The organism is Aliivibrio sp. S2TY2 (assembly GCF_028765525.1).
Classification (GTDB): Bacteria; Pseudomonadota; Gammaproteobacteria; order Enterobacterales; family Vibrionaceae; genus Aliivibrio; species Aliivibrio finisterrensis_A.
Genome location: NZ_JARACS010000003.1, coordinates 187,076 through 210,306 on the forward strand (window position 1 = coordinate 187,076; position 23,231 = coordinate 210,306).

Genomic DNA, 23,231 nt, shown 5'->3' on the forward strand with positions numbered 1-23,231 from the left:
TCTTTTATGTCAGAGAACAGTAATCAAAACTGTATTATCGTAGGTATTGCAGGAGCATCAGCTTCAGGTAAGAGTCTGATCGCTTCTACTATTTATAACGAACTACGAGCAAAAGTTGGCGATCATCAAATTGGTGTAATAACTGAAGACAGTTACTACAAGGACCAAAGCCACCTGACCATGGAAGAAAGAGTCAAAACAAATTACGATCACCCAAGTGCTCTTGATCACGAATTACTTTGTGAACATCTTGAACAGCTTATGCGTGGTGAAGCGGTTGATATTCCAACCTATAGCTATACTGAGCACACACGCACTTCTGAAGTTGATGTGATGACTCCTAAAAAAGTGATCATTCTTGAAGGTATTCTGCTTTTAACTGATCCTCGTTTACGTAATTTAATGCACGCAAGTGTGTTCATGGATACGCCTTTAGATATCTGTTTATTACGTCGTGCTAGACGTGATGTAGAAGAGCGTGGTCGCACAATGGAATCTGTATTTGAGCAATATCAGAAAACAGTACGTCCAATGTTCATGCAGTTTATTGATCCATCTAAACAGCATGCTGATATCATTGTTCCACGTGGCGGTAAAAACCGTATTGCGATCGATGTATTGAAAGCGCATATTTCGCGATTACTTAAAGCGTAATATTATGATTTTGAAAAAGGCCAGCATAATTGTTGGCCTTTTTTTTTGCTTCGTTTCTGTCACTTTGAAATATTTAGGTATATAACTATGGATAAGCTTATGTTTTTTATGTCTTACTGATGGCATAATTAACACTCATGTAACCCTTTAAATACAATAGATGGATTTTGGTCGTGAAAAAAATAGCCTTATTGATTAGCATACCGTTCATCGCAGTTATTATTACATTTTTAGTGCTAGTACTGCTTGTGAATCCAAATGATTTTAAACCACTGATAAAAGAGCAGGTAGAAGCGCAGACTGGTCGCCAGTTAACCATTAATGGTGATATTGGATGGCGTTTCTTCCCATCAATTGGTTTTTCTATTGGTGAAGTTGCTTTAAGTAATCCAAAGGGGTTTTCAACTCCTGATCTTGTGAAATTTAATAATGCGGTATTAGACCTTAATGTTCGTCCATTATTTCAACATGAAATTAATATTGGTTTAGTTACTTTGGATGGCGCTTCTTTTACGCTACATACACTAAAAAATGGTACGACGAACTTAGACAATATTGGTCCAACTAAAGAACAGATTGAGACGATTGAAACAACATCAGAAGAGCCAGTAGCAAAAATAACGGATAATACTCAACCAAGTACTCAACTTAATGATTGGAAAGTAACATTAGAAGGCATTGCACTAACGAATGCAGAAGTACTTATTCAGGATGATAAAGCGGGCACTAAAATGTATTTTAGTGATATGAATTTATCACTGTCTCAATTTAGTCCTGGTCAATGGGCTCATTTAGAGTTTGATTTAAAAGGGGATTTAGGCCAACAGAACGTAGCTTTAAAAGGTGAGACTGATTTAAATATTGCAGTGACATTAGATGATGCATCATTAAAGCAGACAGAGTTTAATGTCTCTTATTCAGATGCATCAAATAAATTTAATGATATCTCTTTTACCATTGATCAGTTTTCTTTTGATACATGGGCCAATATCAGCCTAAAGGCGATAGGTAAGGCGAATGCGCTTAATGTTAACTCTATCTCTACCTTTGCTCTATATGTACCAAAAGCATTAGATGTTATTCAAGTTAAAGACTTTTCAAGCACTAACAACATAAAAGGTAAAGGAATACCAAACGAAGATGTTACGGCCGTTATTGGCTTTAACAGTACATTTGATTTAAAAAAATCGTTTCTGAGTATCAATACACTTTCTCTGTCAGCGGTGGATACTGATTTTACTGGCAAGATGAGCGTACAGCTAAATGATATACCTAAGGTACGCTTTGAGTTACGTAGTCCGAATATTGATGTTGATGCTTTATTAGCGACCTTGCCTCAAAGTGAAGTAACAGCAACGGAAAAAACAGCAAGTAATAATAAAGAGCTATCAGCGAGTAAGGCAACAGAAGTGGAGCCTGATTTAAGTGCATTAAAAACGCTTGATGTCGCAGGAACCATTATTATAGATAAGTTCAAAGCAAGTAATGCCAAGATGCAAAATGTAACCTTTGTATTTTCAGTTAATCGTGGGGTGTTAAAACTGACGAAATTCCACTCTGATCTATACGATGGTGCTATTGATATGACTGCGACCTTGGATGCTCGTAAAACCACGCCTACGTATAGTATTAAGCAATCAATCAAAGGGGTACAAGTTGCTCCTTTATTGACAGATGTTATGGGTGAAAGCCTGATTGAAGGCAATGGTAATATGGCGCTGAATGTTTCAGGTAAGAGCTTAAAACCAAGTGCTTTAAAAGAAAACCTTAAAGGTAAAGCCTCTATTAATTTTGCCGATGGTGCGGTTAACGGCGTTAATATCCCATTATTGATCCGTACAACTTATGCAAAAATTAAAGGTGAAAAAGTTAAAGGCAGCGAAGAAGCTGAGAAAACAGACTTCAGTGCATTAACTGCCGACTTTTATTTATCAAAAGGAAATGCGACAACCAAAAATATTAAAATGGTATCGCCATTACTTCGTATTCATGGCGAAGGTTCTGCTCATTATGTAAATGAAACGGCAAACATGCTAATTAAAACATCAATCGTTGGCTCATTAAAAGGCCAGGGTGGTAAAGGTATTGATGATCTTAAAGATGTTACGATCCCAATTAGAATTACAGGTCCATGGGCTAAGCCAAAGTATAAGCTTGAATTTGATGATGTGATGCAGCAAAAAGCAAAGAAAGAAATTGATCGCGGTATCGAAAAACTTGAAGAGAAATATGGCGATAAGATTAAAGATGAAAAAGTAAAAGACGCAGCAAATAAATTGCTGAAAGGACTTTTCAATTAATTTACTGTGATAATAACAGTTAAAAAAGTGGCCTGTTATCGTTATTGATACAGGCCATTTTTATTTGTTATGTAAGATAGATAATTTACCAATCTACGCCTTTCAGTGCTTTAATGCCTGAATCGAAAGCGTGTTTTACATTTCGAACTTCAGATACCGTATCAGCCATTTCGATCAACTCACGGTGCGCAGCTCGACCAGTAATAACTACCGATTGCATTTTGGGACGGTTTTGTAATGCTGTTTTTAACTCATCAAGTCCGATATAACCATAAGTGACCATATAAGTCATTTCATCAAGCAAAACAAGATCGACAGATTCATCGGATAAGCTTTTTTTGCATTCTTGCCATACACGTTGTGCTGCTTCGGTATCCGCTGCTTTATCTTGAGTATTCCAAGTAAATCCTGTTTTCATAACATAGAAAGGGACACCATGACCTTCTAGTAAATTTCTTTCCCCACAGTCCCATGTCCCTTTAATAAATTGAGCTACAACACAATTCAAGCCATGTCCAACCGCTCTTGCTACTGTGCCAAAGCCAGAAGTAGTTTTTCCTTTCCCATTACCGGTAACAACAATTAACAAGCCTTTTTCTGTCTGCGCATCTTCAACACGCTTGTCGACATTTTCTTTGATCTTTGACTGGCGTTGCTTATAGCGTTCATCTTTTTTATCTTGTTCTATCATGATTTCTATTCCATTAAAAATAGGGGGGAGTTCATTTATTGAAGTTATTTGAGATATAAAAAATCCCGATAGGAGAACCATATCGGGATTTATATTATCTATCAATGATAAAAGTGAATGTCTCTTTACTGACTAACCACTTTATAGATTGGATCTTCTTGTACATTTATTTCAACCAAGCTACCCGCTTTGTTTAGAAGGGCATGGCAATCTTGGCTTAGGTGACGAAGATGTACTTTTTTGCCTGCTTTAGAGTAACGCTCAGCAATAGTATCAACGGCTTCGATAGCTGAATGGTCAACAACACGTGAGGCCGCAAAATCAATAATGATGTCTTGAGGATCATTTTCTACATCGAATAACTCTAAGAAATTAGCCGCTGATCCAAAGAAGATCGGTCCATTAATTTCATAAACTTTAGAGCCTTCTTCGTTTACTGAGTTTGTTGAGAAGATGTGTTTTGCGTGTTGCCATGCAAACATTAATGCAGAGGCGATAACACCAACACCAACAGCAACAGCAAGGTCAGTAAGAACCGTTACGACGGTTACCAATACAATGACAAAGAAATCTTGTTTTGGTACACGACGAGCCAATTTAAACGTTGCCCATTCAAACGTACCAATAACAACCATGAACATTACACCAACTAATGCCGCTAGAGGGATCATCTCAATTAAGCCAGAAGCAAATAAGATAAAGCCAAGCAACGCAAGTGCCGCAGTAATGCCTGATAAACGACCACGACCGCCAGAGTTAACATTGATCATTGATTGACCAATCATCGCACAACCGCCCATTGCTCCAAATACAGAACAAGTAACGTTTGCTACGCCTTGACCAACACATTCACGGTTAGATTGACCACGAGTACCTGTCATCTCATCAATAACCGTTAAAGTTAGTAATGATTCAATTAAACCGATAGCTGCTAAAATAAGCGCGTAAGGAAAGATGATGTACAGTGTTTCTAAAGATAATGGGACATTAGGCACAGAGAAAGTAGGAAGAGAGCCTGCTAATGTTGCAGCTTCATCGCCACTCATTGTACGTAGGAAATCTACAACAGTACGAGTATCTAAATCTAAACCTTGAACTAACCCTGTTACAACAATAATAGCCACTAAGGAAGAAGGCACAGCTGTTGTTAATTTAGGTAAGAAGTGAATGATAGCCATAGTCACAGCAACTAAGGCAAGCATTAGCATCATTTGGTCACCTTGTAACCAATCTAAATTACCTAGTGCGTCAGGGGCTTTAAATTGACCAAGTTGAGCAAGGAAAATAACAATAGCTAAGCCGTTTACAAATCCGATCATTACAGGATGTGGAACGATACGAATGAACTTACCTAGTTTAAATAAACCTGCGGTAATTTGCAGAATACCAGCGAGTAAGATGGCTGCAAAAAGGTACTGTACGCCGTGAACTGCAACTAAGCTAACCATTACAACAGCCATCGCGCCAGTTGCGCCTGAAATCATTCCAGGGCGACCACCAATAACTGATGTAATTAAGCCGACAATGAAAGCAGCATATAGGCCAACCATAGGGTCAACACCAGCAACAAAGGCGAAAGCAACAGCTTCAGGGACTAGAGCTAACGCAACGGTTAACCCTGATAGAACATCATTCTTCACTGAATGATTAGAAAATTTTGGAAATTCAAACATTATTTTTAGATATCTTCTTGGTTGTTTTTCAAGCATAGTATGCGGCGAATCGTACAGAAAAGCGTGATGAACTTCAATGTATATTCGGAATTAGATATAAAAAAAGCAAGTTACATCGAAATGTAACTTGCTTAATTTTATTGGTTATTTATTTTAAAGGCGTTTGCCTAAAAAATTATAAACCCGCTGTTTTCGCCATTGCTGCACTTGCTTGAGAAGTGGCAGTTTGACTACCAGCTTGTTTTGGCTCAAAGCGCTCAGTTCTAAATGCAGCAGCCGTAACAGTGATTTCTTTAATCTCTGTTGGACCTGTTGCTTTAGTCATTCCAGAAGAAGCGTGACCTTTGTATTGAGGTTTTTCAGCAACAACAGTCGTCGTTGGTACTGATGTCTCTGCTACTGCAACTTCAGCAGGAGTTACAGGAGCTTCTGTTACTTCAACCTTCTGCTCCGCTACTGGTGCTTCTGCAATTGCTGGTACTTCATTGATTACTGGAGCCTCAGCTTGAGTTGTTGCTACAGGCGCTTCAGCAATAACATGTTCAACCACCGGTGTTTCTACTATTGCTTCTGCTTTATTAGCAGGAACATAAGGCAGTAACACTTTGCCCATAGCCATTTCAGGGAATGCAACACCACCGATTTGAGCTTTTACTGTAGTGGTTTGACTTGCTTGGTCTTGTGCATTTTGAGTTTCATTATCAATGAACTTCTCTTGTTGGCGTTTTGCTTGTTTCATCTCTAAGATGCGAGCATAGTCAGGGTAAGCTTTACCCATCGCCATTTCAGGAGACGCAACACCAGCAAATAGACGAGCAGGATTCACAGGACGACGATCACGACGACGACGACGTTGACCACTTGCACGTAAGTGGCGAGGTGAACGACGGTTACGACGTTGGCCTTCTTTACGTTCTGTATTCTTCTCAGTATTTGCTTCTGCAGGCGTAGTTACTTGTGCTTGGGTTTCTGTTGTTGTTGCTACTTCAACAGGAACTTCTACTTCCGCTTCTACTGCTTTACCTGTACGTACTTTCTTTTGCAACTGACGGCGTTGACGGCGTTGTTTAACTTGAACCGTTTTTTCGCGTTTTTCAGCTGGTTTATCAGAAGGTTGCGCAGGTACTTGTTGTGCTTCTGCTGCTAATTGAAGCCCTTGCTCTGCAATTTCCTTACGAGCTTTAGGTTGTTTCGTTGGTTTGCTTTCAGCCGCTACTTTAACTGGCTTAGTTACATTATCTTCAACTTTTTTACCACGACGATTATCAGTGCGATTTTCGTTGTTGTTGCGGTTATCATTACCGTTACGACGATTGTTGCGGTTATTACGACCATTTTCGTTACGACGACGATCATTATTACGGTTTTGATTACGACGCTGAGTTGGTTTTTCTTCTTCTACTTTTTTCTCAGTTTCAGCAGGTGCTGCTTCTGGTGCAGAGAAGAAGTTTGCAATCGCAGTGAAGAAACGACTAATAATACCCGGTTTTTCTTCAGCAGTTGCTTTTACTTCTGGTGCTTTTGTTTCTTGTACTTTCGCAATTGGAGCTGCTTGAGCTGGAGCACTGAAGCCTTGAAGAACAGGTTCTTCGCGTTTTCTAGGAGCAATATTAACCGCAGGGGCTTCTTTTGCTTCTGCTTCACGTAACGCTTCTAGTTTCTTAGGTAGAAGGTATGAAAGCATTTCTTGTTCTTCACCATCACGGATACGAATCACTTCAAAGTGAGGCGTTTCCATATCAGAGTTAGGAACAATGATTACACGAACATTGTGGAATTTTTCAATGTGCTGAACTGAACGACGTTTTTCATTGAGCAGGTAAGAAGCAATAGAGACAGGAACAACTGCAAGAACTTGAGTTGTATTGTCTTTTAGAGACTCTTCCTCAATTAAACGTAAAACAGACAGTGCTAGTGATTCATTATCACGAACAACACCAGTACCCGTACAGCGAGGGCAAATATGGTGACTTGCTTCAGCTAAAGACGGACTTAAGCGTTGGCGAGACATTTCTAGAAGACCGAAACGAGAAATACGACCGATTTGAACACGAGCACGATCCATTCGAACCGCTTCACGCATACGGTTTTCTACTTCACGTTGGTGACGAACTGGCGTCATATCAATGAAGTCGATAACCACAAGGCCACCTAGATCACGTAGACGTAATTGACGTGCAATTTCATCAGCTGCTTCTAAGTTTGTATTTAATGCTGTTTCTTCGATATCACCGCCTTTCGTTGCGCGAGCAGAGTTGATATCAATTGATGTCAGTGCTTCTGTTGGGTCAATAACAATAGAACCACCAGATGGTAAGCGTACTTCACGTTCAAAAGCAGATTCAATCTGGCTTTCGATTTGATAGTGGCTAAACAGTGGGATTTCGCCTTCATACAGCTTAACGCGAGATAAGAAATCTGGGCGAATAAGTTGAATGTGTTGACGAGCACGGTCAAAGATTTTTGGGCTATCAATCAAGATTTCGCCAATATCACGACGTAAGTAATCGCGGATTGCACGAACAATAACGTTACTTTCTTGGTGAATTAGGAAAGGTGCTTGATTTGATTCTGATGCGTGCTTAACCGCTTCCCAATGATTTAGGAGTACGTTTAAGTCCCACTCAAGTTCTTCTGCAGATTTACCAACACCAGCAGTACGAACAATTAGACCCATACCTTGAGGTAGTTCTAATGTGCTTAATGCTGCTTTAAGTTGAGTACGTTCTTCACCTTCGATACGACGAGAAATACCGCCAGCTCGAGGGTTATTTGGCATAAGAACAAGGTAGCTACCAGCAAGAGAAATGAAAGTTGTTAAAGCCGCGCCTTTGTTGCCACGCTCTTCTTTTTCAACTTGAACAATTACTTCTTGGCCTTCTTTCAAAACGTCCTTGATATTTGGACGGCCTTGATAAGTGTAACCTTGAGGGAAATATTCTTTTGCAATTTCCTTAAGGGGAAGGAAACCGTGGCGATCAGCACCGTAATCAACAAAAGCTGCTTCCAAGCTTGGTTCGATACGTGTGATTTTGCCTTTATAAATATTTGCTTTCTTAGATTCGTGACCAGGGCTTTCGATATCTAGATCAAAAAGGCGTTGGCCATCAACTAATGCGACGCGCAACTCTTCCTTTTGGGTTGCGTTAATCAACATTCTTTTCATTAGGGAATACTCATTACAAATTGTCGAGCTTGTTTGTCCACTTCCATTTCAAATGGTGCCAGATCCCAAGGCTGATTACATGTGCAGCCTCACGGCTGGAACTCAGGGATGCTCTAGGGCACAATCCACATCAACACTATCTATAAAATAGTGCTGATCCGCAATTATTCGCGGTCGTTAAAACATAAAAAATGGTTTAGGCATAACAAGCAAAAAAACTCAAAGCAGTATAGATGTCTTACGCCAATTGCCGCATCACCGCATTCGAGCAGTATATTTTTAGTTCTTTTGGTGCTTTTATGCTCACCAAGGTGAAGAAATAGCCATCTGGGCTAATTTCAGGGGCTAACTATAACAGTCAGATTAAACCGCAGCAATCTTCATTATTTGAAAGTGAGCTAAAAAAGGTTCATCAATTAGAATTAAGACAGTAGAATGTAAAAATGACTGATGATAAACCTAAAGTGCAATTCGTCGATATTGATGACGATTTTGCAGGGCAACGAATCGATAATTTTCTTCTTGCCCGCTTAAAAAATGTCCCTAAAAGCATGATTTATCGAATTGTGCGTAAAGGTGAAGTTCGCGTAAATAAAAAACGCATTAAACCAGAGTATAAATTACAAGAGGGCGATATGGTTCGTATTCCTCCTGTAAAAGTACCAGAATCTACAGCGCCTGATTTACCAAGTGTTAAATTAGCTAAAGTGTCTGAGCTTGAAAGTTGTATTATTTATGAAGATGATCATCTTCTAATATTGAATAAACCTTCAGGCACAGCGGTTCATGGTGGTAGTGGTCTTAAATTCGGTGCAATTGAAGCATTAAGAGCTTTACGCCCTGATGCGCGTTTTTTAGAGCTTGTTCACCGAATTGATAGAGATACTTCTGGCATTCTACTTGTTGCTAAAAAGCGTTCAGCATTACGACGACTACAAGAGCAGTTCCGCAATAAGACAGTACAAAAATACTATTTTGCATTAGTGATGGGACAGTGGAAAAGCACATGTAAGGTCGTGAATGCACCTTTGCTAAAAAATGAAGTGAACAGTATTGTTCGAGTTAATCCGAATGGTAAGCCTTCTGAGACGCGTTTTAAAATTTTAGAAAAATTTGAACAAGCGACCTTAATCCAAGCAAGCCCAATTACCGGTCGAACGCATCAAATCCGTGTGCACGCCCAATATACTGGCCATCCTATTGGTTGGGATGATCGTTATGGTGACAGACGATTTGATGCTTATTCTGGACAGTTTGGTTTGGATCGATTGTTCTTGCATGCGGCAAATATCAAATTTACTCACCCAAGTACGGAAGAGTTAATGGATATTAGCGCACCAATGGAAAACAAATTAGAACGAGTACTAAAAGGTTTACGAGCTAAAAAATAGTTACGTACTAATGCAATGGTAGCGATAAGTGTTATAGGCACTTATCGCATTTTGTACTTGTTATATAAAAACTAAAGCACTGAAAATCCTTGACGATCTAGCATATCAATCAATGTGATCAGAGGAAGACCAATTAATGTATTGGGATCTTTTCCTTCCAATTTATTGAATAACGCAATTCCTAGTCCTTCACACTTAAAGCTTCCTGCACAATGAAGTGGCATCTCTTTATCTACGTAGCTTTCTATTTGTTGTGTATCTAATGATCGAAAGTGTACGTGAAACTCTTCACAAAGGGTTTCAGCAACCATTGTGGTGGTGTTTAATAAAGATAACCCTGTATAGAAGGTAATGATTTGGCCGCTGGCTTTTTGAAGTTGGGAAATGGCTTTTTCGCGAGTCAGTGGTTTTCCAATAATATCGCCATTAATAACGCACACCTGGTCGGATCCAATGATCAAATGGTGTGGATCTTCTATTCCACAAGAGCGTGCTTTTTGTTCCGCTAATCGAATGACTAGTTCTTTAGGTGATTCATTATTAAGCGGAGTTTCGTCACAAACGGGTGAAATTGCATCAAAAGGACACTGGATCTTCTCTAAGATCGAACGTCGAAAAGGCGATGTTGAGGCTAGAATGAGTTTTGATTGCATAAGTAGGTTCTTCTTCTTAAATTTTTCGTTTATTATTAGTGATACCAATTCCAGTAATTATCTGCTCATTATTACTGGTTAAATCACTTAATAGCTGCGTTAAAAAATAGGCTTGTAGAATAACTACTTATCATATTTTTTGTCTTACTCTTAAGTGATTTTCCTACGTAATAAATAGATCACTTAATTAATTACATTGGTATAACTCTGCTGAAATAGCAACTGGGAAGAAAAAAAGCATAATTTTTGCCATTTTTCTTTGACTCGAAGGCTTTAGAAAGATAAGATGCGCGCCCTATGCAAAAGGTAAAATTACCACGAACAGTTGATGCATTCCAAACCGCTCAACGAAGATTAGACTACGATGGAATCATCCAATCTAATATTTTAAAGCGTTTGGCTGAATCTACTGTAGATGTGAAAAGTGATGCTGAAGTCACTATGTCATTTAAAGTTGACGAACAACGACTAGCCGTTATCTCTGGTAAAGCTAACGTCACCGTGTTGTTGGAATGTCAACGCTGTAATGAAAATTTTGAACATCACCTAAATGTATCATTTAAGTGTACGCCTTTTTTAAGCGAAGAAAAGGCAGCTCTAATTCCTGAGGAATATGAGCTTGTAGATTTAAATGAAATGGGTGAAGTTGATCTCGTTGAGTTGGTAACTGATGAGTTCATTCTAGCGTTGCCGCAAGTCGCTATGCATGACATAAAAGACTGTCAGGTCAAATCTAACAATTTGGTATTTGGTGAAATTCCTGAAGAGGAAGAGAAACCGAATCCGTTTGATGTTTTAAAATCTTTAAAACAACAGTAATTGAGGAGTAGGGTCCATGGCCGTACAAAAGAGCAAGAAATCACGTTCAATGCGTGGCATGCGTCGTTCACACGATGCACTAACTACAAGTGCATTATCTGTAGACGCAACTAGTGGCGAAACTCACCTTCGTCACAACGTTACAGCTGACGGTTACTACCGTGGCCGCAAGGTAATCAACAAGTAAGGTTGACGCTTTGCAGCAGCTAACCATTGCAATTGATGCGATGGGTGGGGACTTCGGTCCCCAAGTTACAGTGCCTGCCGCCGTGCAGGCATTGTCACAATTCCCAGAGCTAAAAATCACTATTGTTGGAGATCGTCATGCGATTTCTACACAATTAGCACATCTAAATTATACCCCCAGCTCTAGATTTTCAATTGTCCATAGCGATAGTGTTATTGGCAATAATACACCACCTTCAAAAGCGCTTCGACACAGTCGTGGTAGCTCAATGAGAGTCGCCCTTGATTTAGTTTCCAGTAAAGATGCCCAAGCGTGTATTAGCGCAGGTAATACTGGGGCACTAATGGGATTATCTCGTTTTACTCTAAAACTTCTTCCTGGTGTAGAACGCCCAGCATTGATCAGTCCATTACCAACGAAAAATAATCAACGTACTTGGATGTTAGATCTTGGCGCTAATGTGTCATGTGATGCTGAAACCCTGTTTCAATTTGCCGTAATGGGTTCTGAATTAGCAGAACAATCCTTAGGGCGTAAAGCGAAAGTCGCATTATTGAATATTGGTGAAGAAGAAATAAAAGGTAATGATCAAATAAAACGTTGTGCTGAGATGCTGCATCAATGCCAAGATATTCAATTTATTGGTTATATCGAAGGTGATAAGCTTTATCAAGGCATTGCAGATGTAGTAGTCTGTGACGGGTTTGTCGGCAATGTTTGTCTGAAAACCAGTGAAGGCGTTGCACATTTATTTTTAGATCAACTAAAATCACACCTAGTTACATCAAAATTCAAACAAATTTTAGCGAAATGGCTCTTTGGTGATGTCATTTCTAGCTTAAAAGAGCTGAACCCCGACCAGTATAACGGCGCAAGTCTGATAGGATTGCGCGGCATTGTTGTGAAAAGTCATGGAAGTGCAGATATTTCTGCCTTTAACAATGCCATCAAGGAAGCGGTTCATGAGGTCAAGCGACAAATACCTAACCGTATTAGTGATCGCTTGGAGGCAGTTTTACTCGAGAGGCATTATTAGTCTTCATGTATAGCAAAATTTTAGGTACTGGTAGCTATTTACCAGCACAAATTCGCACAAACGCGGATTTAGAAAAAATGGTCGATACTAGTGATGAGTGGATCTTAGCTCGAACTGGTATTAGTGAGCGTCGCATTGCCGGTGAAAATGAATCTGTAGCGACTATGGGTCATATTGCGTCTGTAAATGCAATTGAAATGGCCGGTATAGATAAGAACGATATTGATCTTATTATCTTAGCGACAAGCACACCAACATATTCATTCCCCTCTGCGGCTTGTGAAGTCCAAGGGTTATTAGAAATTCAGGGCTGTCCAGCATTTGATTTATCGGCTGCTTGTTCAGGGTTTGTTTATGCATTGAGTGTTGCTGATCAACATATCAAAACGGGTATGGCAAAAAACGCACTTGTTATTGGCTCTGATGCAGTATCTCATACCTGTGATCCTGAAGACCGCTCTACGGTTATCTTATTTGGTGATGGTGCCGGTGCGGTTGTTATTGGCCAAAGTGAAGAGCCTGGAATTATTTCAACTCACTTGCACGCTGATGGCAAGTTCGGTGAATTACTTTCTTTACCTGTCCCTTCTCGACAAAATGAAGAAGCAGACAAATGGCTACATATGGCTGGTAATGAAGTCTTTAAAGTTGCCGTTACACAGCTTTCTAATTTGGTGAAAGAAACACTTCAAGAAAACCAAATGGATAAGTCTGAGCTTGATTGGTTAGTTCCACATCAAGCCAATTTACGAATTATTAAAGCAACAGCGAAGAAGCTATCAATGTCGATGGATCAGGTTGTTGTTACTCTCGATCGTCACGGTAATACTTCGGCTGCAACAGTGCCAACGGCATTGGATGAAGCGGTACGTGATGGCAGAATTCAACGTGGCCAAACGTTATTGCTTGAAGCATTCGGCGGTGGTTTCACTTGGGGTTCTGCACTCGTTAAGTTTTAAGTGAAGAGCTAGACATCTGTTTGATGGTCTAGCTTCTTTTATGTGCTTATTTAAAGGAAATAATATTCATGAGCAATTTTGCTATCGTTTTTCCAGGTCAAGGCTCTCAAGCTGTTGGCATGCTTGCTGAACTAGGTGAGCAACACGAAGTGGTAACTAAAACTTTTGCTGAAGCATCAGAAGCATTAGGTTATGACTTATGGTCACTTGTTCAAAATGGTCCAGCAGAAGATCTAAATCAGACTTTTCGTACTCAGCCTGCATTATTAGCGACCTCTGTTGCTTTATGGCGTGTATGGCAAGAACAAGGGTTAGCACAACCTTCTGTTTTAGCTGGTCATAGCCTTGGTGAATATTCAGCACTTGTATGTGCCGGTGTTATTAACTTTAAAGATGCAATAAAATTAGTTGAGCTTCGTGGTCAACTGATGCAAGAAGCAGTACCTGCTGGTGTTGGTGCAATGTATGCGATTATTGGTTTAGATAATGAATCAATTGCAAAAGCATGTGATGAAGCAGCACAAGGGGAAGTGGTTTCACCAGTTAACTTTAACTCTCCTGGTCAAGTTGTTATCGCTGGTAACAAAGATGCAGTAGAGCGTGCTGGCGTATTATGTAAAGAAGCGGGCGCAAAACGTGCACTACCTTTACCTGTATCAGTACCTTCTCACTGTGCACTAATGAAACCAGCGGCTGACAAACTAGCGGTAGCGCTAGAAAGCATTGAATTTTCAGCACCAGTACTGCCTGTTATCAACAATGTTGATGTTGCGGCCGAATCAGATCCTGCAAAAATTAAAGACGCACTTGTTCGTCAACTATACTGCCCTGTACGTTGGACAGAAGTAGTAGAAACAATGGCTGAGCAAGGCGTAGAAACCTTATATGAAGTTGGTCCAGGTAAAGTTCTTACTGGTTTAACTAAACGAATCGTTAAATCACTTAGCGCTGCAGCGGTAAATGATGCCGCTTCTCTTGAAGCTGCTAAGTAATTAAAGGGAATAGTAAATGATGAATTTAGAAGGCAAAATTGCCTTAGTTACTGGCGCTAGCCGCGGTATTGGTCGCGCTATTGCTGAGCAATTAGTCTCTCGCGGTGCAACGGTTATTGGTACTGCAACTTCTGAAAATGGCGCAGTTGCTATCAGTGAATATCTAGGTGAGAACGGTAAAGGTCTTGCTTTGAATGTAACAGATGCAGAATCTGTAGCTGAAGTACTAAAAACCATCAATGATGAGTTTGGTGCGATTGATATCTTAGTGAATAATGCGGGTATTACTCGTGATAACCTACTTATGCGCATGAAAGATGACGAGTGGATGGATATTATTGATACCAACTTAACGTCTATTTTCCGTTTATCTAAAGCCGTACTTCGTGGCATGATGAAAAAACGTAATGGTCGCATTATCAACGTAGGTTCTGTTGTTGGTACTATGGGTAACGCAGGTCAAACTAACTATGCTGCTGCAAAAGCAGGCGTAATTGGCTTTACTAAATCGATGGCTCGTGAAGTCGCTTCACGTGGCGTAACGGTGAATACTGTCGCTCCAGGTTTTATCGAAACAGACATGACAAAAGCCTTGAATGATGACCAACGAGCTGCAACACTATCATCAGTACCTGCTGGTCGTTTAGGTGATCCTAAAGAAATCGCAGCTGCAGTTGTATTTTTAGCATCTCCAGAAGCGGCTTATATCACAGGTGAGACATTGCATGTGAATGGCGGCATGTACATGGTTTAATCACTAAAATTGATTTAAGGGTGACTTAGGTCAATTTTGGGTCAAAATTGCACTAAAAATCACGAATTTCGTGGTTTGACCAGCAATCTTAGCCTTGCAACTTTCTTATTAATGAATAGAATACAGCAAGTATCGCAAATCAGCGAAGTCTGTAATTAGGAAAATTAAAATGAGCAATCTTGAAGAACGCGTAAAGAAAATCATCATTGAGCAACTGGGTGTGGATGAAGCTGAAGTTAAAAACGAAGCATCATTTGTTGATGACCTAGGTGCAGATTCACTAGATACAGTTGAACTAGTTATGGCTCTAGAAGAAGAGTTTGACACTGAGATTCCAGATGAAGAAGCTGAGAAAATCACTACTGTTCAAGCTGCTATCGACTACGTAACTAGCGCACAGTAAGAAATACCCTCCAGGCGGTCATCTTGACCGCCTGAGTTTTTAATACGCTACAATCCCTATCTAAATTTCAAATAATTCCGGAGAAATATATCGTGTCCAAACGTCGTGTAGTTGTTACAGGCATGGGTATGCTAACACCGGTGGGTAACACTGTTGAAGCATCTTGGAAAGCGCTGTTAGCAGGCCAAAGTGGTATCGTTAATATCGAGCACTTTGACACCACTGAGTTTACTACTCGTTTTGCAGGTCTAGTTCAAGACTTTAATGCTGAAGAGTACATGTCTAAGAAAGACGCTCGTAAGATGGATTTATTTATCCAGTACGGCGTGGCTGCTGGCATTCAGGCATTAGATGACTCGGGTTTTAAAGTTACTGAAGAAAATGCTCACCGTATTGGTGCTGCAATTGGTTCAGGCATTGGTGGTCTTGGCTTAATTGAAGCTGGTTACAAAGCATTTAGTGAAAAAGGTCCTCGTAAGATCAGTCCGTTTTTCGTGCCTTCAACCATCGTTAATATGATCGCAGGTCATATGTCGATCATGCGCGGTCTACGTGGTCCAAATATCGCAATTTCAACTGCTTGTACTACAGGTCTTCATAATATTGGTCATGCGGCTCGTATGATCGCTTATGGTGATGCTGATGCAATGCTAGCGGGTGGTGCGGAAAAAGCATCTACTGAGCTAGGTATGGGCGGTTTTGGTGCTGCAAAAGCACTATCAACAAATAATGAAAACCCTCAAGGCGCATCTCGTCCTTGGGACAAAAACCGCGATGGTTTTGTTCTAGGTGATGGCGCTGGCATGATGGTTCTTGAAGAATACGAACACGCAAAAGCTCGTGGTGCGAAAATCTACTGTGAATTAGTTGGTTTTGGCATGAGTGGTGATGCTTACCATATGACTTCACCAACGCCTGATGGTTCTGGTGGTGCACTAGCAATGGAAGCAGCGATGCGTGACGCAGGCGTAACGGGTGAGCAAATCGGTTATGTAAATGCACACGGCACATCGACACCTGCAGGTGATGTTGCGGAAGTTAAGGGCATTAAGCGTGCTCTTGGTGAAGCGGGTACTAAACAAGTATTAGTATCGTCAACAAAATCAATGACAGGTCACTTACTAGGTGCAGCTGGTTCTGTTGAAGCAATCATTACAGCGATGTCTTTGGTTGATCAAATCGTTCCACCAACGATCAACCTTGACGATCCAGAAGAAGGTTTAGATATTGACCTTGTTCCGCATACGGCTCGTAAAGTTACTGATATGGAATATGCTATCTGTAACTCATTTGGCTTTGGTGGTACAAACGGTTCACTGATCTTCAAGAAAATGTAATAACTTGTTTGTGAGACTTAATTAGTTTCTAAGAGTCAGTTACACTTTAAAGGCGGTTTGATATTATATCAAACCGCCTTTTTATTTATCAGTGGTTAGGAGCTGTCATGTTTTGGGTTAATGGAATGGAATCTGAATCACTTCCCATAAGTGACCGAGCAACTCAGTATGGTGATGGTTTTTTTACCACCATGAAGGTATTAAATAAGAAAGTTTGTTTGTGGGAGCTGCATCTAAACCGACTTAAAACCTCCGCAATACGCTTAAATATTACAGAGCCTGATTGGAATGCACTTGATAAACAAATCACTGAGCTTGCAACGAAAGTAATTAGTGGTGGCATTAAAGTGTTAATTACTAGAGGAAGCGGGGGGCGAGGCTATTCCCCTCAAGATTGCGATGATACTCAAGTTATTATATCCACTTTTTCTCTTCCTATTTATTACAAAGAATGGAAGCAGAAAGGGATAGATTTAGGTGTATCAGATATTCAGTTGGGACTAAATCCATTATTAGCTGGAATGAAGCACCTAAACCGCCTAGAGCAGGTACTAATAAAGCAATCAATATCTAAAACAGATTATCTCGATGCTATTGTTCTCGATATTAGTAACAATATCGTTGAGACATCTATAGGTAATCTTTTTTGGGTTAAGAATGATAAACTATTCACTCCAGATTTATCATTAGCAGGTGTTGAAGGTGTGATGAAAGCGCATATTAAGAAGATTGCGAGCATTCATCATATCGGGATTGAATCTGTACATTGTGATTTTGATACATTAGCTGTTGCTGATGAAGTGTTTATCACTAACTCTTTATTTGAAATTGTACCTATTAATAAAATCAAAGACATTCATTTTACCAAGCATACATTAACTTATTGGTTTCAGGAGAAACTGTACTCGTGTTGAAAAAACTTATTATCATTATTTTATTTTTGGCGGTCGCTGCACTTGGTGCTGGCTTTTGGGCTTATCAGCAGGCAATTAATTTTACTCAACAACCTGTAATGCTAGAGAAAGCTCAACTTGTTGAAGTTAAATCAGGAACAAGTTACCGAAAACTCATTCGTCAGTTTGAAGAAAAGCAATGGATATCAGACACTCAATGGGCTCGATTTACCCATAAATTAACCCCTCAGTTAACTAATATAAAAGCCGGTACGTACTGGGTTGAACCAAATCAAACGCTAGCAGAAGTACTGACTCAATTAAAAACGGGTAAAGAGCATCAATTCTCAATTACTTTTGTTGAAGGTAGTCGTTTTTCTGAGTGGCAACAACAACTAGAACAAGCGCCTTACCTAGAACATGAACTTGAAGGTATGTCAGAAGAAGACATTGCGAGTAAATTAGGCATTGAACGGTCTAAATTAGAAGGTCTTTTCTTAGCAGAAACGTACCATTATACGGCAGGCATGAGTGACTTTGATATTTTAGAGCGTTCTCATAATGCGCTAGTGACATTATTAGATGCTGAGTGGAAAACAAAATCAGCCAATTTACCTTTAAAATCATCTTATGAAGCGTTGATCTTAGCCTCTATCATTGAAAAGGAAACCGCTATCGATTCTGAAAGAGAGCGAGTTTCATCTGTGTTTGTTAATCGCCTAAGGCGTGGAATGCGTTTACAAACTGATCCAACGGTTATCTATGGTATGGGTGATAAATACGACGGTAATATTCGCAAGAAAGATCTCCGAACACCAACGGCATACAATACTTATACCATTAATGGCTTACCACCAACACCGATTGCAATGGCGGGTCCTGCATCGATAAAAGCAGCATTACATCCAGAAACAAGTCGTTATCTTTATTTTGTTGCTGATGGTACAGGTGGTCATAAATTCACTAAATCATTAGTAGAGCATAACAAAGCAGTTAGAGCTTACTTAAGAACGTTAAGAAATTAATCATGTCTAAATTTATTGTAATCGAAGGCCTAGAAGGCGCAGGTAAAAGTACAGCTATTAAAAATGTATTAGCCACATTAGCTAAGCATGGTATTGAAAACCCTGTAACAACAAGAGAGCCAGGCGGAACCCCTCTTGCTGAAAAAATGAGAGAGCTGGTAAAGCAAGGGCACCCAGATGAACCGTTAACAGACATGGCTGAATTGCTATTGTTGTATGCTGCTCGCGCACAGTTAGTTGGAAATGTGATTAAACCTGCTCTTGCAAAAGGTGAGTGGGTCGTCGGTGATCGTCATGATTTATCGTCGCAGGCATACCAAGGCGGTGGTCGTGGGTTTGATCGTAATTTAATGAAAACGATGAGAGACACGGTTCTAGGCGACTTCAAACCAGATTTAACCATTTACATGGATATTGACCCTAAGCTTGGATTACAAAGAGCTTCTGCTCGTGGAGAGCTTGATAGAATTGAACAAATGAAATTAGATTTTTTTGAACGAAGCCGTGAGCGTTACTTAGAGTTCGCAAACAGCGATGAAAGTATTATTACTATTGATGCAGGACAAGATTTAGATACGGTAACTCGCTCTATTGTGAATGCGCTAGAAGCGTGGTTAGTGACTAATGGCAACTAAACTCTACCCTTGGCAGGAAGATATTTGGCATCAATGGCAGCAGCTTATTGCAAATGATAGGCTGCCTCACGCTATCTTATGTGCAATGCCAGAAGGGACTGGGCGAGATAAATTAGTTCAGTATTTTTCTGATACTCTACTTTGTTTAACTCAAGGCACTGAACCTTGTGGTTTCTGCCATAGTTGTGATTTGATTCAATCTGGTAATCATCCTGATTTGCACTGGATTAAACCAGAAGTGGAAGGTAAATCGATTTCTGTAGAACAGATCCGTCAATGTAACTCATGGGCACTAGAGTCATCGCAATTTAACGCTAAGCGAATGATTATTATCGAGCCTGCAGAAAAAATGACAGAGTCTGCTGCAAACGCATTACTAAAAACATTAGAAGCTCCACCGAAAAACTGCCAATTTGTCTTACTTGCTAGCTCTTTGCATCATTTATTACCAACAATACGTAGTCGCTGCCAAACTTGGCAACAGCCAGTGATCAGTGCTGAAGTGATTACTCAATGGTTACTCGAAACTGAAGAACTAACGGTAAATACGCAGTCAATTATTTTGAATCGATATTTACCGCTAGCGGTGAAGAGCTTTTATCAAGATAAGAAACAAGTAAGCCATCAGCAGCTTCTTTCACACTTTAGTGTTTGTGTTCAATCCTCTTTTTGTAATACAGCCGATGTGGTTAAAACCTTGCTAAAATTAGAGGATGAAGGCTTATGTTGGTTAAGTTACTTGTTGTCTGATATACAGAAACGACAGTTAGGAATTGTAACTGATTGGATTCATTGTGATGAAAAAGAGACGGTAGAGAGACTAGCAAAAAGTATCTCTTCTAACCTTATCTATAAGCAATATTTGAGTCTAAATACGCTAAGGCAACAACTCAATGATCATCCGGGCTTAAACAAAGAATTATTATTAACTCAGTGGTTATTTGAGTTTATTGGAGAATAATGTGTTAGTTGATACACACTGTCACCTAGACAAGTTAAATTATAATGATCTGCATACTAATGTGGGTGATGTACTTGAAAAAGCAAAATTACGTGGAGTAGAGCAGTTTCTAACCGTAGGTGTTACTTTAGATACTTTTCCCAATATGATGGAAATGATCAAAGATCACCCTGAAGTTCATGCGTCTTGTGGTATTCATCCATTAGATGTGGAATCGGAATTTGATTTATCTATTTTCCGTCAATATGCGGCCAATGATCGTGTTATTGCTATTGGTGAAACGGGGTTAGATTATTTTTATCAGCCTGAAAGCGCGTCTCGTCAACGCGACTTGTTTGAACAACAAGTTGAGGTGGCTGTTGAGTACAATAAACCACTAATTATTCATACAAGACAAGCTAGAGAAGATACCTTAGCAATTCTAAAAAATGGTCAAGCAAACAAATGTGGTGGTGTTATTCACTGCTTTACTGAAGACTGGGCGTTTGCTGAAGCGGCAATGGATTTAGGTTTTTATATTTCAATTTCAGGTATTGTTACATTTAACAAAGCCACTGAGTTGAAAGATGTTGTTCGTCGCTTGCCATTAAATCGTATTTTAGTTGAAACAGACTCCCCATATTTAGCCCCTGTTCCCTATCGAGGAAAAGAGAATCAGCCAGCGTATGTCAGAGAAGTTGCTGAGTATATTGGCTTACTAAAAGGGAAATCCTTTGAGGAAGTTGCTCAAATAACGACGAATAATTTTAAAAATCTTTTTTTGAACAAATAAATTAAATAAGTTCACAAAGTAACCAAAAAAGAGAATTATACTTCTCTTTTTTTTATGGATTTGATTTTTAGCAAGTTTTCGTTAATAAAATTCTAAGTAATCGGTTGCGGTAGCTGTTTATTTATACTATCTATTTTTGTTGCTAAAAATAACATTTATCACCCTGCTTATTTTTATTTTTATTAATTGTAATCAGTGACTTATAGTAAAGTTGCATTTTTTTTGTTATTTTTGCTACGCCTTGCTTTTGTGATCACTGCAGGGTTTTAAAACAATAAATGAAAACATGCTAGAAACTGTTTTTACATAGGTCTATATTTAGCGACAGTTTGATTAGAGACACGATTACTTACAATTATGTTAGTTACATTAGGCGAGGGGGATATTGCCGTAACGAGCTAGTTAGTAATTGAATGTTTCAATTGTATTTATAATGATTAGGAGCAAAACATGTTTAAAAACCTTTTTGCCAACCTGCAGAAAGTTGGTAAGGCGCTTATGCTGCCTGTATCAGTACTTCCTGTAGCTGGTATTCTTTTAGGGGTTGGTGCTGCCAACTTTAGTTTCCTTCCAGAAGTGGTTTCTCACTTAATGGAACAAGCAGGTGGTTCTGTATTTGGCCAAATGGCTTTGCTATTTGCTGTGGGTACTGCACTTGGTTTTACAAACAATGATGGTGTAGCTGGTCTAGCTGCTGTTGTTGGTTACGGCATCATGGTTGCTACACTTAAAGTGATGGCGACAGTAATGGGTGTTGATGGTATCGAGACTGGTGTTCTTGGTGGTATCCTTGCTGGTGGTGTTGCTGGTTGGGCTTTTAACAAGTTCTACCGTATCCAACTTCCTGAGTACCTTGGCTTCTTCGCTGGTAAGCGTGCAGTGCCAATCGTGACTGGTTTTGTATCTATCGCTCTAGGTTTGGTTCTTTCTGTAATTTGGCCACCAATTGGCGGCGCAATTGCAGCGTTCTCTGATTGGGCTGCAAACCAAAACCCAGTAATGGCATTTGGTATCTACGGTGTAATCGAACGTTCTCTAATTCCTTTTGGTCTTCACCATATTTGGAACGTACCATTCTTCTACGAAGCCGGTTCTTGTGTGAACAGCGCTGGTGAGCAAGTAAATGGTATCATGACTTGTTTCCTAACTGCTGATGACGCATCTCGTGCTGCGGGCAATGGTTTTGGTCAATTAGCGGGTGGTTACCTATTCAAAATGTTCGGTCTTCCTGCTGCTGCAATCGCAATTGCACATTCAGCGAAACCTGAAAACCGTGCAAAAGTAATGGGTATCATGGCATCTGCTGCGTTAACTTCATTCCTTACTGGTATCACAGAACCAATTGAATTTGCATTCCTATTTGTTGCTCCTGTTCTTTATGCTATCCACGCTGTACTTGCTGGTGTTGCATACATGCTAACTAACGCATTAGGTGTTGTACACGGTCACACGTTCTCAAATGGTTTCATTGACTTTGTAGTTCAATCTCCACGTGCAGAGAATATGCTACTTCTAGTCGGTCTTGGTCTTGTTTACGCTGTTGTTTACTACATCGTATTCCGCTTTGTAATTAAAGCAATGAACCTGAAAACTCCAGGTCGTGAAGACGAAGAAGAAGCTGGTGTAACAGTAACTGGTTCTGAGCTTGCTGGTGAGTTAGTTGCTGCATTTGGTGGTAAAGAAAACATCACAAACCTTGATGCTTGTATCACTCGTCTACGTGTATCGGTAGCAAACGTTGAAGCCGTTGACCAAGATAAACTGAAAAAACTTGGTGCAGCTGGTGTTGTTGTTGCGGGTTCAGGTGTTCAAGCTATCTTTGGTACTAAGTCTGATAACTTGAAAACAGATATGAATGAGTGGATTAGTCATAACTAATTTGCGATTCTATCGATGAATAATAAAAGGAGACTTTCGAGTCTCCTTTTTC

Annotated in this window: 21 protein-coding genes; 17 read left to right on the forward strand and 4 right to left on the reverse strand. The window is 39.8% G+C overall.

The annotated features are described in order from the left end of the window. Positions 1-6 precede the first annotated feature (6 nt). On the forward strand, positions 7-654 hold the full coding sequence (udk, locus tag PVK63_RS07240) for a uridine kinase (RefSeq protein WP_130044231.1): 648 nt from the start codon (positions 7-9) through the stop codon (positions 652-654). A gap of 173 nt (positions 655-827) precedes the next feature. Then, positions 828-2,954, forward strand: a complete 2,127-nt coding sequence (locus tag PVK63_RS07245; RefSeq protein WP_130086069.1) for an AsmA family protein — start codon at positions 828-830, stop codon at positions 2,952-2,954. A gap of 85 nt (positions 2,955-3,039) precedes the next feature. Here the strand turns inward: PVK63_RS07245 and cobO are convergent, their stop codons facing one another. The 3 genes from cobO to rne form a co-directional block, all read right to left on the reverse strand. Continuing rightward, positions 3,040-3,645 carry a cob(I)yrinic acid a,c-diamide adenosyltransferase gene (gene cobO, locus PVK63_RS07250; protein ID WP_130045545.1) on the reverse strand — a complete coding sequence of 202 codons (606 nt, stop codon included), beginning with the start codon at positions 3,643-3,645 and terminating at the stop codon, positions 3,040-3,042. Positions 3,646-3,770: 125 nt separating this feature from the next. Next, positions 3,771-5,318 (reverse strand): SulP family inorganic anion transporter, encoded by a 1,548-nt coding sequence (locus PVK63_RS07255; protein ID WP_130086070.1) that lies wholly within the window; start codon positions 5,316-5,318, stop codon positions 3,771-3,773. Between the two features lie 175 nt (positions 5,319-5,493). After that, positions 5,494-8,484 carry a ribonuclease E gene (gene rne, locus PVK63_RS07260; RefSeq protein ID WP_130086071.1) on the reverse strand — a complete coding sequence of 997 codons (2,991 nt, stop codon included), beginning with the start codon at positions 8,482-8,484 and terminating at the stop codon, positions 5,494-5,496. A gap of 443 nt (positions 8,485-8,927) precedes the next feature. On the opposite strand from rne, the gene rluC reads away from it, so the two are divergent. Beyond that, on the forward strand, positions 8,928-9,875 hold the full coding sequence (rluC, locus tag PVK63_RS07265; RefSeq protein ID WP_130048225.1) for a 23S rRNA pseudouridine(955/2504/2580) synthase RluC: 948 nt from the start codon (positions 8,928-8,930) through the stop codon (positions 9,873-9,875). A 71-nt stretch (positions 9,876-9,946) separates the two neighbouring features. Here rluC and PVK63_RS07270 read toward each other — a convergent pair whose 3' ends face one another. Continuing rightward, positions 9,947-10,528, reverse strand: coding sequence for a Maf family protein (locus PVK63_RS07270; protein ID WP_130086072.1), 582 nt, complete (start codon positions 10,526-10,528; stop codon positions 9,947-9,949). A 297-nt stretch (positions 10,529-10,825) separates the two neighbouring features. On the opposite strand from PVK63_RS07270, the gene yceD reads away from it, so the two are divergent. The 14 genes from yceD to ptsG all read left to right on the forward strand — a co-directional run bounded on the left by yceD (position 10,826) and on the right by ptsG (position 23,179). Then, the gene (yceD, locus tag PVK63_RS07275) at positions 10,826-11,347 is read left to right on the forward strand and encodes a 23S rRNA accumulation protein YceD (RefSeq protein ID WP_130045541.1); all 522 of its coding nucleotides are present in this window, start codon (positions 10,826-10,828) and stop codon (positions 11,345-11,347) included. 16 nt (positions 11,348-11,363) lie between these two features. Beyond that, on the forward strand, positions 11,364-11,534 hold the full coding sequence (gene rpmF, locus PVK63_RS07280) for a 50S ribosomal protein L32 (RefSeq protein ID WP_060991458.1): 171 nt from the start codon (positions 11,364-11,366) through the stop codon (positions 11,532-11,534). Between the two features lie 10 nt (positions 11,535-11,544). Then, the gene (plsX, locus tag PVK63_RS07285; RefSeq protein ID WP_130048223.1) at positions 11,545-12,570 is read left to right on the forward strand and encodes a phosphate acyltransferase PlsX; all 1,026 of its coding nucleotides are present in this window, start codon (positions 11,545-11,547) and stop codon (positions 12,568-12,570) included. A gap of 5 nt (positions 12,571-12,575) precedes the next feature. Beyond that, complete coding sequence (locus PVK63_RS07290; protein ID WP_130086073.1) at positions 12,576-13,529, forward strand: beta-ketoacyl-ACP synthase III; 954 nt, start codon at positions 12,576-12,578, stop codon at positions 13,527-13,529. 68 nt (positions 13,530-13,597) lie between these two features. Next, positions 13,598-14,521 (forward strand): ACP S-malonyltransferase, encoded by a 924-nt coding sequence (fabD, locus tag PVK63_RS07295; protein WP_130045538.1) that lies wholly within the window; start codon positions 13,598-13,600, stop codon positions 14,519-14,521. Positions 14,522-14,540: 19 nt separating this feature from the next. Continuing rightward, the gene (gene fabG / locus PVK63_RS07300; RefSeq protein WP_165366894.1) at positions 14,541-15,275 is read left to right on the forward strand and encodes a 3-oxoacyl-ACP reductase FabG; all 735 of its coding nucleotides are present in this window, start codon (positions 14,541-14,543) and stop codon (positions 15,273-15,275) included. Between the two features lie 169 nt (positions 15,276-15,444). Further along, on the forward strand, positions 15,445-15,678 hold the full coding sequence (gene acpP / locus PVK63_RS07305; protein ID WP_017051317.1) for an acyl carrier protein: 234 nt from the start codon (positions 15,445-15,447) through the stop codon (positions 15,676-15,678). Between the two features lie 92 nt (positions 15,679-15,770). Beyond that, entirely contained in the window at positions 15,771-17,015 is a 1,245-nt protein-coding gene (gene fabF, locus PVK63_RS07310; protein ID WP_130045536.1) for a beta-ketoacyl-ACP synthase II, read from the forward strand. Between the two features lie 107 nt (positions 17,016-17,122). Then, positions 17,123-17,929 carry an aminodeoxychorismate lyase gene (gene pabC / locus PVK63_RS07315; protein WP_130048221.1) on the forward strand — a complete coding sequence of 269 codons (807 nt, stop codon included), beginning with the start codon at positions 17,123-17,125 and terminating at the stop codon, positions 17,927-17,929. Next, positions 17,923-18,933 (forward strand): endolytic transglycosylase MltG, encoded by a 1,011-nt coding sequence (mltG, locus tag PVK63_RS07320; protein WP_130048220.1) that lies wholly within the window; start codon positions 17,923-17,925, stop codon positions 18,931-18,933. Before pabC ends, mltG begins: the two co-directional genes overlap by 7 nt. A 2-nt stretch (positions 18,934-18,935) precedes the next feature. Continuing rightward, positions 18,936-19,568 carry a dTMP kinase gene (gene tmk / locus PVK63_RS07325; protein WP_130048219.1) on the forward strand — a complete coding sequence of 211 codons (633 nt, stop codon included), beginning with the start codon at positions 18,936-18,938 and terminating at the stop codon, positions 19,566-19,568. Further along, the gene (holB, locus tag PVK63_RS07330) at positions 19,558-20,529 is read left to right on the forward strand and encodes a DNA polymerase III subunit delta' (protein WP_130045532.1); all 972 of its coding nucleotides are present in this window, start codon (positions 19,558-19,560) and stop codon (positions 20,527-20,529) included. Before tmk ends, holB begins: the two co-directional genes overlap by 11 nt. 1 nt (position 20,530) lies before the next feature. Continuing rightward, a complete protein-coding gene (locus PVK63_RS07335) occupies positions 20,531-21,301 on the forward strand; it encodes a TatD family hydrolase (RefSeq protein ID WP_274440179.1) in 771 nt (256 codons plus the stop codon). Between the two features lie 450 nt (positions 21,302-21,751). Next, positions 21,752-23,179, forward strand: a complete 1,428-nt coding sequence (gene ptsG / locus PVK63_RS07340; RefSeq protein WP_130045530.1) for a PTS glucose transporter subunit IIBC — start codon at positions 21,752-21,754, stop codon at positions 23,177-23,179. The last annotated feature ends 52 nt before the right edge of the window (positions 23,180-23,231 follow it).